Source organism: Paenibacillus sp. PK1-4R (assembly GCF_030369595.1).
Lineage (GTDB): Bacteria > Bacillota > Bacilli > Paenibacillales > Paenibacillaceae > Paenibacillus.
Genome location: NZ_CP126535.1, coordinates 3,301,578 through 3,315,469 on the forward strand (window position 1 = coordinate 3,301,578; position 13,892 = coordinate 3,315,469).

General features: G+C 44.2%; 12 protein-coding genes. 7 read left to right on the forward strand and 5 right to left on the reverse strand.

Annotation, left to right across the window (positions count from 1 at the left end; translation table 11 throughout):
* Positions 1–3 precede the first annotated feature (3 nt).
* Entirely contained in the window at positions 4–624 is a 621-nt protein-coding gene (locus QNO02_RS14440) for an NAD(P)-dependent oxidoreductase (protein WP_133384754.1), read from the reverse strand.
* 45 nt (positions 625–669) lie between these two features.
* The gene (pdxR, locus tag QNO02_RS14445) at positions 670–2,100 is read right to left on the reverse strand and encodes a MocR-like pyridoxine biosynthesis transcription factor PdxR (RefSeq protein WP_289392530.1); all 1,431 of its coding nucleotides are present in this window, start codon (positions 2,098–2,100) and stop codon (positions 670–672) included.
* A gap of 283 nt (positions 2,101–2,383) precedes the next feature.
* Here pdxR and QNO02_RS14450 point away from each other — a divergent pair, with 283 nt between their 5' ends.
* The 7 genes from QNO02_RS14450 to QNO02_RS14480 all read left to right on the forward strand — a co-directional run bounded on the left by QNO02_RS14450 (position 2,384) and on the right by QNO02_RS14480 (position 10,816).
* The gene (locus tag QNO02_RS14450; RefSeq protein WP_289392532.1) at positions 2,384–4,489 is read left to right on the forward strand and encodes a serine hydrolase domain-containing protein; all 2,106 of its coding nucleotides are present in this window, start codon (positions 2,384–2,386) and stop codon (positions 4,487–4,489) included.
* Positions 4,490–4,833: 344 nt separating this feature from the next.
* Positions 4,834–6,279, forward strand: coding sequence for an amino acid ABC transporter substrate-binding protein/permease (locus QNO02_RS14455; RefSeq protein ID WP_289392533.1), 1,446 nt, complete (start codon positions 4,834–4,836; stop codon positions 6,277–6,279).
* Complete coding sequence (locus QNO02_RS14460) at positions 6,272–7,000, forward strand: amino acid ABC transporter ATP-binding protein (protein ID WP_091030560.1); 729 nt, start codon at positions 6,272–6,274, stop codon at positions 6,998–7,000. Before QNO02_RS14455 ends, QNO02_RS14460 begins: the two co-directional genes overlap by 8 nt.
* Positions 7,001–7,138: 138 nt before the next feature.
* Positions 7,139–7,501, forward strand: a complete 363-nt coding sequence (locus QNO02_RS14465) for a hypothetical protein (protein ID WP_289392536.1) — start codon at positions 7,139–7,141, stop codon at positions 7,499–7,501.
* A gap of 131 nt (positions 7,502–7,632) precedes the next feature.
* Positions 7,633–8,667 (forward strand): NAD(P)-dependent alcohol dehydrogenase, encoded by a 1,035-nt coding sequence (locus tag QNO02_RS14470; protein WP_289392537.1) that lies wholly within the window; start codon positions 7,633–7,635, stop codon positions 8,665–8,667.
* Positions 8,668–8,784: 117 nt separating this feature from the next.
* On the forward strand, positions 8,785–9,375 hold the full coding sequence (locus QNO02_RS14475; protein ID WP_133385963.1) for a TetR/AcrR family transcriptional regulator: 591 nt from the start codon (positions 8,785–8,787) through the stop codon (positions 9,373–9,375).
* A 67-nt stretch (positions 9,376–9,442) separates the two neighbouring features.
* Positions 9,443–10,816, forward strand: coding sequence for an MFS transporter (locus QNO02_RS14480; RefSeq protein ID WP_502921870.1), 1,374 nt, complete (start codon positions 9,443–9,445; stop codon positions 10,814–10,816).
* A gap of 67 nt (positions 10,817–10,883) precedes the next feature.
* Here QNO02_RS14480 and QNO02_RS14485 read toward each other — a convergent pair whose 3' ends face one another.
* From QNO02_RS14485 to QNO02_RS14495, 3 genes are all read right to left on the reverse strand, one after another.
* Positions 10,884–12,164, reverse strand: a complete 1,281-nt coding sequence (locus QNO02_RS14485) for a glycoside hydrolase family 27 protein (RefSeq protein ID WP_289392539.1) — start codon at positions 12,162–12,164, stop codon at positions 10,884–10,886.
* A gap of 108 nt (positions 12,165–12,272) precedes the next feature.
* Entirely contained in the window at positions 12,273–13,154 is an 882-nt protein-coding gene (locus tag QNO02_RS14490; protein ID WP_249910708.1) for an AraC family transcriptional regulator, read from the reverse strand.
* Positions 13,155–13,182: 28 nt separating this feature from the next.
* On the reverse strand, positions 13,183–13,794 hold the full coding sequence (locus tag QNO02_RS14495; RefSeq protein WP_133384760.1) for a TetR/AcrR family transcriptional regulator: 612 nt from the start codon (positions 13,792–13,794) through the stop codon (positions 13,183–13,185).
* Positions 13,795–13,892: the final 98 nt, after the last annotated feature.

Here is a 13,892-nt window from a genome sequence, read left to right on the forward strand (position 1 = left end):
CTCTTAGTAGGCTATACCTACACGAGACTGCACATAGTCATCAGACATTAATTGCTGATAAGCAAACTCCGCAGTATCGATTACAGATATAGAAGTTCCGCCGTCAGGCAAATAGTCACGCTCAACCCGGTATTTACCGAGAGATTCTCCATCAAATAAGTAGGTAGGACACACGATGGTCCATTCTAACTCTGAAGCCTTGAGAATGTTGTACATCTCCAGATGCTCCTCAGCGGCTCGCGTGGACTTACGTTTGGACTCAGGGGATTGAAAACGTAGCAAGCCAGAATCCGTTCGACTTTCCAATATTCCTGCTGTACCAATGGTAATGATTCTTTTGATACGCTCCTGAGCCATAACCTCAACAATATGTCCCATGGATTGCGATAATGTAGTCGTTCCGTCGGTACTTAAGGAACTAACAACGAGATCCACACCCTGTATGGCGTGATGAATATCCTCTTTGACTAAAGCGTTTCCTTGATGCAGAACAAAATTGTCATCGCTGATTTGTACCTTTTCCGGGCTTCTAACCAGTGCAGTTACATGGTGATTGGAACGTAGGGCATTAGAGACGAAATGACTTCCAACCCGTCCGGTGGCTCCTAATACTAAAATTTTCATTACAAAAAACATCCTTTCGAATCCGATTGGAGAGCATCTTCTCCATCATAATACAATCTTTGCAAGCCGATATATGCCTTCCTCAATCTGCTTCTCATCCACTTTCGCAAAACCTAATATCCATCCTTTTCGGTGACTATCCAAGCAATACTTACTAAGCGGATACACGCGTACACCTTGATCAAGGGCAGCATTCGTCAGCGCTTCTTCGTCAAATGACGTTTCAGATTCTAGAAGCATATGTAATCCCGTTTCCACACCACTTAATGTAAATCGTGAGCCTAGCCCAGAAGCAACAATGGCTTTGGTCATGACTTCGTGTCTGCGTCGATATATGTTCCGAACTCTTCTCATATGGCGCATGAAATGACCACGTTCAATAAAATGAGTTAGCGTTAATTGTTCCATAATCGGCAGATGACGATAGGTTAATTCATGAACTTGAGTAAGGCGATCGATAGCTATTTTGGGGCCAATGATAGCGGATAGTCGAATGCCTGGTGCAACCATTTTGGAAAAACTCATCATATAAAGCGTATTCTGAGGTTGTTGACTGAATATAGTCGGAAGCGGATCTCCACGGTACCTAAATTCGCTATCGTAGTCATCCTCAACAATCCAATATCGATGATGAGCTGCCAAGTGCATCAATTGTTGCCTGCGTGGCTCCGACATAATAACACCAACGGCGCATTGATGAGAAGGTGTGACAAATACGAGTTTTGTCTGTGGGTGAATATGATCTACACATAATCCATACTCATCGACTGGAACGGGATCGACTTGCATCCGGCGGTATTTCATCGCCATCCAAGCAGCAGGGAAGCCGGGATCTTCTACGGAAACTGTGTCACCCTCACTTAAGAGTGCCTGGGCAATTAAATCAATGCTATGTTGTGCACCTGAGGTTAACAAGATTTGATCAACATCGATATGAATGCCTCGTTCAAGTGACAAATAACGCTGAATCTGTTCTCTTAACGCCAGTAACCCTCTGGCATCACCATAAGCCCAAAGATCCAGATTGGGTTCAGTAGAAGCTTGTAAAAAGGATTGCCTCCAGGCTTTTGTGAAACTTTCATCCAGATAAGGCTCGTGGGGATTAAAATCAATTTCTATTTTGCGATTGTCTCTATTGCCAAACCAACTATGCAGATGACCAATCGATTCGTTTAGTGTAGGCAGATCGGGCGGAATAGGCCCTTGCATCGTGACGTCTTCTGATGAACGAGGTGCATAGGTCCAATCACTAACTCTTGTCCCGGCTCGTCGGGAGGTTACCGTATACCCTCGGCTGAATAATTCCTCGTACACAATCTGTATGGTTGAGCGTGAAACACCAATTAATTGAGCAAGTTCGCGTGAGGGGAGTAGCAATTCGCCTGGTTGCCATTTCCCGGTTGTGATATTATGAATCGCTTGATCCAAAAGTTGCTGCCAGATCGGGCGTTGATCATTTCGATTAACTTTTAGCATTGCTTCAACTCCATTACTCATGCTGAATTATGGATTGCATTTATTTATGTACTAGCCATGTTATTGGCACTCCATTGATTGATATACCATTATAGCAAATGTTTAATTTGCAAACAAAAAAAGCTGGACTAAAGCGATTTTCACCGTGTGTCCAACCTATTTGGGTTGGTCCTGCTTGGTTCATACTCGATTCATATTCAAGCCACAGACAGTTCATCTTCTTCGGTTACACTACGGGAGTACGAACACAGAGATTCCTAATCCATAGACTAGACAGGAGAAGATGAGATTGACACGAAAGAAACGAACTTCTATCGCCGCCATAACTTTGGTGTTTGCAATGATGTCCCCAATGTCGGCCATGGCCACACCCGCTACCAGTAACGGTAGTAGCCCTACGTATGATCTAACTAAAAAAGCAGTAAGTGCAAAGGCCAAGGTACTCACTGAATCATACGCTACGACAAGTGTGCAGTACGCGCTGATGGATGATGGCGAGATTGTGATCTCTGGTCAGGCAGGCAAAAATGATCTGAAAAACAACATCCCGCTTTCTTCAGATACCATGTATGGCATTGGTTCAACCAGTAAAATGGTGCTCACCACCGCCGTAATGAAGCTCGTTGATCAGGGCAAGATCGATCTTGATGAGCCTGTCGTGAAGTATATTCCAGACTTTAAAATGAAAGACAAGCGTTACCAACAGATTACACCACGCATGTTACTGAATCATTCATCCGGACTTCTCGGAACGTCAAGTAACAGTGCAATACTGTTTGGAGATAATGATACCTACGCGCATGATACGTTACTGGAACAATTGGCGACGCAACATTTGAAGGCCGATCCTGGCGCATACTCGGTGTATAGTAATGACGGTTTTACATTAGCTGAGATTCTGGTTGAGCGGGTTAGTGACATGAGCTTCACAACTTTCATGCACCGGTACATAACCGAACCTCTTGGTATGGCGCATACCAAAACACCGCAGGATATTGTGGACCTTAGCCAGATGGCAGCAACATATGCCCCTTTGCATGAGGAGCAACTCCCATTAGAGACTACAAATATGATTGCCTCGGGAGGCATCTATTCCACTGCTGAAGATCTGGTTCAGTTCTCGAAAATCTTTACAGGTGAGGTTAAAGGTGTTCTTTCGGAGGAATCCGTAGAGGCCATGGAGCAAGAAGAATACAAGAGAGGTATGTGGCCGGAAGAAGGCGATTCGTCTATTGGTTACGGCCTGGGCTGGGATAGCGTGAACCTGTTTCCTTTTAATGATTACGGCATCCAGGCAGTAAGCAAAGGCGGCAATACAATAACCTATCATTCCTCCTTGATTGTGTTACCGGAATATAATATGGCTGCTGCGGTAACCTCTTCGGGTGGTCATAGCTCAACGGATCAATTGCTGGCAACTGAGCTGTTGCTTGGCGCGCTTGAGGAGAAAAATATCATTCCAGAGCGTAAGCCGGAGAAGTCTTATGATGCACCGGTGAAAACAACCATGCCGAAGGAACTTACACAGCACACTGGCATATACGCTGGTGGGGCAAACATGTTAATGAAGATGGACGTAAAAGATGATGGGCAATTAACGCTATCTAATCTGTCCTCTCCTAACAGTCCTGATCAGACCTATACGTACACCAATGATGGCTCATTTGTTAATGATGCGGCTACGGAAAAGCTGAAGTTCGTTCAGGAAGTCAATGGGAACACATATTTGTGGTCTCGCTTGTATCAGTCTATTCCTGGACTTGGACAAGTTGCTTCGTCGGAATATAAAGCAGAAAAGCTTGAAACCAATGAATTGTCTGCAGAAGTAAAGGCCGCATGGCAGAAACGGGAAGGCAAAGCCTACGTGTTGGTCAATGAAAAATACACATCAACACTGTACAACGCAGCGATGCCGATGATTCCCATTCATACTTTTAATGAGCTGCCTGGTTATATCTACACCAACAAAATTGTTGGAGCTAACCAAGCCGTGAACCAATTGCAAATTCCTGGATTAGCGGGCCGTGACACGATGGAGTTTAATTTCTATGAGGAAAAAGGCGTGGAATATGTTACAGCTGGAGGCAACGTTTATGCTGCTCAAGACATCATCAAACCGATCTATGCGGGAAAACAATCGAAGACTACGATTCAGGCGAATGGTCATGCCACATGGTACTCGATTCCGGCATCAGCTGCAGGTAAAGAAATGACCGTCAAGATGTCTGCAAACAGCGCATTTGCTGTATACAACCAAGCGGGTGTAGGCATTAATCATACAGTGGTCAGTGGACAAAACGAAATTGTATTGCCTGAGAACGGAACCATTGTGTTCGCGGGTGAAGCTGGTTCGAAGTTCGAGATTGTATTGACAACCAGAGCAAATTAATGGATGATAAAAAACTGTATAACAAAAAGTCGCGGAAATCGCGGCTTTTTTTGAGTTTTAAATTTTAAATAATACGTTTTAAAGTAAATGTACCTTTTTTCAGATTCACAATGTAATATTGGGTTTCGTAAAGCTTACCTAAAGGGTAAGTATTAAGAGGACTTTTACTGGTTGGAAAAAAATGATGGAGGAAAATGTTGCAAGTGGAAAGGCAAAGCATTGATTGTTAATATACAGTAAATAATAACAATCAAATGGGCAGAAGAACGACAAAAAGCATAACAGTAATACCGATTCCAAAGAAAATAATGATTATTCGGACAACACCGAGACGGGGAGGACACATGAAAACAACGAAGATCTCATTTTTTATACTTTCACTGATGCTGCTCCTGGTGAGCGGTCTATCAGGATGGGTAGGGAACGCTGCAGCAGCGTCCGATTCCGGTAAAACCTATGTTATCGGAACTGATGTCACATTTGCTCCATTCGAATATGAAGATGAGAATGGTGATTTTGTTGGTATCGACATGGATTTGCTGGATGCCATCGCCAAAGATCAAAATTTCAAGTATCAAATCAAATCCCTGGGATTTAACGCAGCTGTACAGGCACTTGAGGCGAATCAAGTCGATGGTGTGATCGCAGGGATGAGTATTACGGATGAGCGAAAAGCAAAATTTGATTTCTCAGAGCCATATTATGATTCAGGCGTTGTTATGGGGATTAGTGCCAATAATGATACCATTAAAAGTTACGAAGATCTTCGTGGTAAAAAGGTCGCTGTAAAAACGGGAACAGAAGGGTACAGCTTTGCTGAGTCCATCGCCTCAAAATATGGCTTTACCGTTGTTCCATTTGATGAATCATATCAAATGTATGATGATGTAAAGACCGGCAATTCGGTGGCCTGTTTTGAAGATGAACCCGTTCTAAGGTATGGGGTAAAGCAGAATAATGGTTTAAAAATCGTTACCGACAAAGAAGACGGGGCTTCCTACGGATTTGCGGTAAGTAAGGGTAAAAATCAGGAACTTCTGGAGATGTTCAATGCTGGTCTTGTGAATATCAAAGCTAACGGTGAGTACAAGCGCATTATCGAAGAATATGTTGGAGAGAATGCCCAAGTCGCAAGTCTGGGGCGTTGGGAGTTAATACAGAAATCTCTTCCTGCACTTTTTAAAGGTCTGGGAAACACACTTTTATACACGATTGTGTCCCTGTTCTTCGCGTTTATCATCGGTCTGATTTTCGGATTTATGAAGGTGGGACAGAACAAATTCCTTCGTGGTGTTGCCACTGTATTTGTAGATATCTTCCGCGGCATTCCGCTGATTGTCCTGGCATTCTTTATCTATTTCGGGATTCCACAGGCGATGGGCTTCACGATGCCATTGTTCCTGGCGGCGATTCTGACACTTAGTCTGAATGCAGGGGCGTACGTAACCGAGATTATCCGAGGCGGGATTCAATCGATTGATCGTGGTCAGATGGAAGCTGCTCGTTCATTGGGCCTTCCTTATCGCAAAGCGATGATAAAGATCGTCATTCCGCAGGCAGTGCGGGTTATGATTCCGTCCTTCATTAACCAGATGGTTATCACGTTGAAGGATACGTCAATCTTGTCCGTTATTGGTCTCGTAGAGTTGACACAATCGGGTAAAATTGTTATTGCAAGAACGTTCTCCTCTTTTGATATTTGGTTAACGGTTGCGGTTATGTACCTGATTGTTATCATCACATTGACCAAAATTGCTGATTATCTGGAGGTGAAGGTTCGTCGTGGCTAAAATAAAAGTTGAAGGTTTGAAGAAAAGTTTCGGCACAAATCAGGTTCTCAAGGGAATTGATGTGGCGGTCAACGAAGGAGAAGTTGTCTGTGTCATCGGGCCTTCCGGTTCGGGAAAAAGTACCTTCTTGCGCTGTATCAATCAATTAGATGCCATTACGGCAGGCCGGGTTATCGTGGATGATCAGGATCTGAATGACCCTAAAACCAACCTGAACAAGGCTCGTGAAAATATTGGCATGGTATTTCAACATTTTAACTTGTTCCCTCATTTTAGTGTACTTAAAAACATCATGTTTGCGCCCAGAGAACTCGGGATATTAAATGCCCAGCAGGCGCGTGATACAGCACTCAAATTACTTGAGCGTGTGGGTCTGTCTGATAAAGCAGAGAGCTTCCCAACACAACTGTCAGGTGGACAAAAACAACGTGTAGCTATCGCTCGTGCGCTTGCTATGAATCCGGACGTTATGTTATTTGATGAACCAACTTCGGCGCTCGACCCTGAGATGGTAGGAGAAGTGCTTGGTGTTATGAAAGACCTCGCGAGCGAAGGCATGACGATGATGATCGTTACCCATGAGATGGGTTTTGCCCGCGAAGTAGCTGATCGTGTGATCTTCATGGACGGTGGTTATATCGTCGAGCAGGGCACTCCGGAAGAGATATTTGGAAATCCGAAGAATGAACGGACGATCAGCTTTTTGGAGAAGGTACTCTAGAACTGAATCGAGAATGAACACATTGAAAGTCGCTATTTTAAGCGGCTTTTTTTGTTATATTTATGAGGTGATATTATAGGTAGCGCTCCTTTCTTAAAAGATCAACCAAATAAGCGAAGAAAGCGAGGTCTGTACTCCATGGAAAATGTGTCACAAGAAGTTCAACTGGAATCCATCAAAGCCTTTCAATCAACCATCCGCAAATCGGAAAATGCTCTAGCAAATATGATCCAGAAAAGTTCAAATACTACCTTATTACAAAAACGCCTCAAAGCTCTGCGTATCGGCGCAGCGTTATTGGAAAATGTCTGGAATCAAAAAGCTCATTCATACACCAAGGAAGATATAGCAGAAGCCCGCCTTGTCTTGATTGGATTGTTTCCATCCCTTGAGAGCATGTATCTCAAGTCCAAAGAAGGTAGCCCTCAAAAGACTCTACTGGAGAGAAGGATTAAAGCCTTCCGGCTAGCTGTTCAAGCCATGGATGATCTCGCAATTTAATCATTTCAACATTCTAAATCTTCAACAAATGAAACCGCTGAATATATTCAACGTATCCATTGTTTGACAGGAAGATTGGGTATGCGTAATGGACCATGGATACACATATGTCTATCGAATGGAGACTGATCATGGGCGAAAAAACGAATAATGCTGGATTACCCCAAGAACGGGGAAATAACACCATGAATGCATTGGTATATGATACCTACGGAACACCAGAAGTCCTTCGATTAGAAAAACTAGCCATCCCTATGCCCAAGGATCATGAAGTGTTAATTGAGGTCCATGCCACTTCGGTAAACTCCTGGGACTGGGATCTCCTTCATGGGAAGCCATTCGTTAACCGCATCGGCGCGGTCCGACAGCCTCGTTATCGAATTCTTGGCGCAGATGTCGCAGGGCGTGTAATCGCCGTTGGAGCTTCAGCTACACGGTTCAAACCAGGAGACAAGGTGTTCGGAGATCTTTCCGGTTGCGGGTGGGGTGGATTAGCGGAATATGTATGTGCGGCTGAGAATGCCTTGACACCCAAACCTGCGGGTATCAACTATGTGCAGGCAGCAGCTATTCCTCAGGCAGCCGTTCTGGCTTTGCAAGGTCTACGTGATCGGGGGGAGCTGCAAAAGGGACAGCGTGTTCTGATTAATGGCGCCGGTGGCGGAGTCGGAACATTTGCCATCCAATATGCCAAATTGCTTGGGGCTGAGGTGACTGGCGTTGACAGTGCTGAAAAGCTCGATATGTTACTCGCTGTGGGAGCTGACTATGTGTTGGATTATAGGAAAGCTGATTTCACTGCAAAAGGAGTACAATACGACCTGATTCTGGATGTTATTGGCAAGCATTCGGTTTTTGCTGTGAAACGTGCATTAGTTAAGGGGGGCAGATATGTGATGATTGGAGGTCCAATGTGGCAAATTCTTCTCAATCTGATGACAGCTCCTATTGTTGCCAGGCTTAATTATAAACAAATAATACTTCTCATTCATAAACCGAATCATGAGGATCAAGAGGTATGGAAAGAACTTGTTGAATCAGGCCAAGTCGTGCCGATTGTTTATCGGGAGTATGCATTAAGTGAAGCGGCTCAAGCCATTCGGGATATTGGAGAAGGTCGTGTGAAAGGAAAAGCCGTCGTCTCCATCAAGAAAACGGACGTATGAACAGAAGGGCATCATGAAGGTAGCTTGTCGATTCGTACCTTGACAACAAAAAACTCTTTAGTTATTATTGCATCAATGACAGTGTTTACTGACATTCAGGAAGGAGGGGATATAGACATGTCCATTAGCAGCAATCTAAGCAGTAAAGAAAAATTAATGTTGACGGCCATCGATTTAATTTCAAAAAAAGGCTATAAAAGTGTGACGACACAGGAAATAGCTACAACAGCCGGACTAAGTGAAAAAACCTTGTTTCGGCACTTTGGAACCAAACAAAACTTGTTAGAGACTGCCTTTGACCAATATCATTATGCAGAAGAGATGACAAGGATCTTCAATGAAAAACTCGTATGGGATCTGTATACAGATTTGTTGCTGATCAGCAAGACATATCATAATATCATGAACCGTAACCGCAAATTGTTTATGATTAGCCTGAAGGAAGTAGAGCATCTACCCGGTTATAGAGAGAGAACGGTAAAGCATCCTCAACAACTTTTGGAGATTCTAACCAATTACTTTAATATCATGTTTGATAAAGGAAAGTTGGTTCAAATCAATCCTGAACTGCAAGCTTTTTCATTCATGTCATTGAATTATGGCGTATTCATAAATAATCTCGAAGAAGATGTGCTTTTTCCAGGGCTCTCATTGGAAGGCATCATTACAGAGAGTGTGTGGACGTTTACTAGGGCATTAACTCCCTAGTTTTTTTAAAGTTTTAATGACAGTAAGTACTGACAGACAATTTATATTCAAAAGAATTGAGGAGAGTATGATGAACACCAATAAAGAAGCGTTATTGCTCCGTGTTCTTGTTTTCACACTGATCATATCAGTCATGAATGGAATGATGTTTAATGTTGTATTACCTGTGATTGGCAAAGAGTTCCAACTTACTACTTCTCAAGCGAGTTGGATCGTTACAGGGTATTTGATTGTATATGCGATAGGTACAGTTACTTACGGGAAACTTACCGATAAATACAGCATAAAGGGTCTAATTTCATTTGGTCTTTGGATATTGGCAGCAGGCTCTCTTCTGGGGATTGTGGCTACAGAGTATTGGATGGTTATTGTTGCACGGATCGTACAAGCTGCTGGTGCAGCGGTCATACCTGCATTGGCCATGATTATTCCCGTTCGATACTTCGCACCGGAGAAACGCGGGCAAGCGTTGGGTACCTCCGCCATTGGTATCGCTCTTGGAAATGCTCTTGCTCCGATCGTAGCCGGATTTGTATCGAGTGCTTTAAGTTGGCAATTTCTTTTTGTAATCCCATTGCTTTCTCTTGCTGCGCTACCTTTTTATCGAAAATACATGGATGATGAAAGAGGCGGCAGTGAAAAAATGGATTATTTGGGCGGAGCGTTACTAGCAGGAACGGTTGCTACACTTTTGCTCGCATTAACCCAATCTAATGCATGGTTCCTATTAATCGGGATGGTCTTATTAATACTGTTCATCATGCGCATTCGTTATGCGGAAGTGCCGTTTGTGAAACCCGCTGTTTTTCAAAACAAAGCATATTCAGCTGGAATGGGAATTGCATTCCTTCTGATCGCAATCAGTCCTGCTATTCCATTTACTACGCCACAATTGCTCTCGGAAGTACATGGTCTATCCCCAGCATTGACAGGTGTCATTATGCTCCCTTCTGCGCTCGTAGCTGCACTCCTCGGACGCAAAGGTGGAAGGCTTGCGGATGAAAAAGGGAATCCTTTTCTACTGTATACGGCATCTTCACTACTTGTTGTTGGTTTCATAAGCCTATCATTAGTTGTAGGTGCTACACCTGTCTTGATTTCCTTTTTTCTTGTTTTTGGTGTTCTGGGTCAGTCTTATATGCAAATTGCGATCTCAAATACCATTGCTCAGACGCTTCCCAAAGAGCAAATTGGAATCGGGATGGGGTTGCTATCCATGTTTAACTTCATTGCAGTGTCTGTGTCTACTGCTGCCCTAGGAAAGGTGCTTGACGGGGGAAAAACCACGCTTCAACTGAACCCTTTGATTCAAGATAAGACAGCTTTTGTGTACAGTAATATTTTTATTGTGCTCGCTTTGTTTGTTATTGCGATGACCATGCTATATATGCTGCAATTTGGGCGTAAGTCCAAAACTGTTCATCATTCGAGTGCATCTTAACGATGAACATGAAATGAGAGAGAGGCCTGTCTAATGAACGACAGACCTCTCTTTTTCTTTTGCAAACTTAGGAAAACCGATAGAGACGCACGCCGTGCGCAGGTACAGTAGTAACTAAGGAATTCTCTGTAAATTCAGCTGCTTCTCGGCTCCACAATTCGGTACCTTCGGTAATGCTGGACAGTCCGACCTCATCAATGGATAGATCCACAGGTAGAGAATTCTCACCGATGTTGAATACAGCGACGTAAGAGGAACCATCCGCATGCTGGGCAGTCCACACAATAAGATCTTCTTTACGTAAGGCTTCTTTGGCTCCATAACTCTCGCGATGCATTCGCAGAACCTCACGATTGGTCAACAGGGATAGTGTCCAGTCATCGTTATCTCGCAGTTCACCACCAAAGATGAGCGGGGAACGGAAGATGCTCCACAGCGACATCATCGTCAACTGCTCATCAGGCGTGAACCGAGTCCAACGATCTGCTCCACCACCGTCTACAGAACGGATACCGATATGACCCAAAGGCAACATATCACAGTCTGGCCAGCAGCCTGCTTGGGGAACGCCCTGCCACGTCCGGCAGCGGTCGAACATATCCAATAACAGCGGCCAAAGGTCCCAGAAATCGTCGGTGACACGCCACATGTTGGCATGATCAGCCAAGAATTCTGAGTATTCCACCGGGGCAGGGCCAGGAGAGAGACTTAGTACCATGGGCCGACCGGAGCGCTCAATCGCTTTGGATATCATTTCGATCTCAGGCTGATGGGTGTCATAGAGCCTTGAAGCAGCAATATCGTCTACCTTCACCAAGTCAACGCCCCATTGTGCATACAGTTCAAAAAGCGAATCGTAGTAGCCTTGTGCGCCTTCTTTTGAGCTATCAACACCATACATATCCGTATTCCACGGACAGATGGAGTTCGGATGAGCAATATCGCGCGCAGTGGCGGTTGTACCCAGAATCGGAGTAGCCGCATGTGCAGCTTGACGTGGAATACCGCGCATGATGTGAATGCCGAATTGCAGCCCAAGACTATGAACGTAGTCGGCTAATGGCTTAAATCCCTGTCCACCTGCAGCGGAGGGAAAACGATTCTCAGCAGGCATAAGCCGCGAATATTCATCCATGATGAGTGGAACGAACGGACGATATTGCGAAGAATTGGCCAAAGGCTCGTACCATTGAATGTCAACCGTAATATAACTCCAGCCGAAGTCTTTAAGATGTTCTGCCATGTACTCGGCGTTGCCACGAATTTCGTCTTCCGTAACGGCCGCGCCGTAACAATCCCAGCTGTTCCAGCCAAGCGGTGGAGTTGATGCTGCAAGCGTATGATTCATGGGAATGCTCCTTTATGGATTAATTATTGCTCTCGCTCAATTCATCATAATAAAGGATTTTATTAATATCTACAGTAATGTTGAGTATAAAATAGCAAAATATTGCGGTTAGTCGAAGAACAATTTACGGTACACAAGGCTTTCTCCTCCACTACGAAATTCACCTGGCGTAACGCCGGTTATGCTGCGAAAGGCTTTGATAAAATAACTTCCGCTGGAATAACCGACTTGCTCGGCGATGACTTCAATGCTAAGCGTAGTTCCGCGCAGCAGTTCCATTGCTTTCTCGGTACGTACACGGGTCAGATAAGCACCAGGCGTCAAACCTGTACTGGAGGAAAAGCGACGTATAAAGTGATATTTGGAAAGGGAAACATGCTCCGCAAGGTGATCGATACTGATCATCTTGGAGTAGTTGTTTTCTATGTATTCAACGGCTATTTGAATGTTTTCAGACCAATTCTCCCTGTTGCGCAATGTTGTTTTCTGTAATCGAGTCAATTCTGTCATGAACTGATATACGCTGGATGATGCGATCAGAGGATCGGTGATTCTGCCTGCCGCCGCATCAGTCACGATCATCCGCAACAGTCGGATAGGTGTACAATCAGCGGGAAGATAGGGAACTTCTCCAGCTTCCCGAAGAAATTTACGCCAATGGGGCAGAATAAGAGTGGGCCTGAACAGCAGGAACAGAAACGCCCAAGGTTCTTTTGATGCTGAATGGTAGTAATAGCGATGAACTCCTGGAATTTCTGCCAAAAAAGCTTGTCCTGCGGTAACATGATGAATGCGATTGTTCGACTCAAATACACCTTCACCCGAGATTGTATATTGGAATAACAGGAGAGGCCCGTCCGAACGTTCGAGTCCATCCCAATGATAAGAAGGATCGGTTATTGAATCACATCCTGCCGCATACAGTACACACAGTTGGAGCTCCTTGTCTTCGGCGAATCGAAACCCATAGGTTCCTCTAGGGATATTCATGTCAGCTCTCCTTGTTGCCCTGAAATTTTTACTGCGCTCCGCGAATGAAAATATCTACTAGCTTCTGGCCAAGCGAAAAGTTGGAACCATATTTATGAAGGTTATCTTCCCGATTACCCATTAACATCATAGTCGAGAAGGTCTCTGCCAGGAAAAACGGATCGTCCGTCCGCAGTCTGTTTTCATCCATTGCCCGTTGGAAATGGGAGGCTAACACTTCGTGAATCTGATGCTCCGCGTTGCGTATATCCTGAATTTGAGCTGGTTCAAGAAAAGGCTCAGCTTCTCTGAGCATGGTTTCAATCTCCGCATGTGGATTGCCCAGTCTGGCCTCTGCCAATCGCACAAGCCCCGACTCCAGATTCTCGGCTTGATCAAGGATATGCGAGGTTAACCGGCTCACATTCTGCAGCATTGTTGTAAAAGCAACCTTAAAAAGCTCTGGTTTGCTGGTGAAATGATAATAAATGGTTGGTTTTGATACGCTACATGTTTTGCCAATCTGCTGAAGCGTGACTGTTTCGTAGCCATACTCCATGAATAACTTTGAAGCAGTTTGAATAATGGTTTGCTGAATTGAGATATCGTCGTTGCTATGTTTGGGTCTTCCAGGCAATCGTTTGTGTGATTTTTCTGTCATTGGACTTCCCTCCATGAATATTTTATGACAAATAACGATAGTAAGCAAAATCAACTTGTAATTATACTTACCGGTAAGTATAATTATGAAGAGTTAAA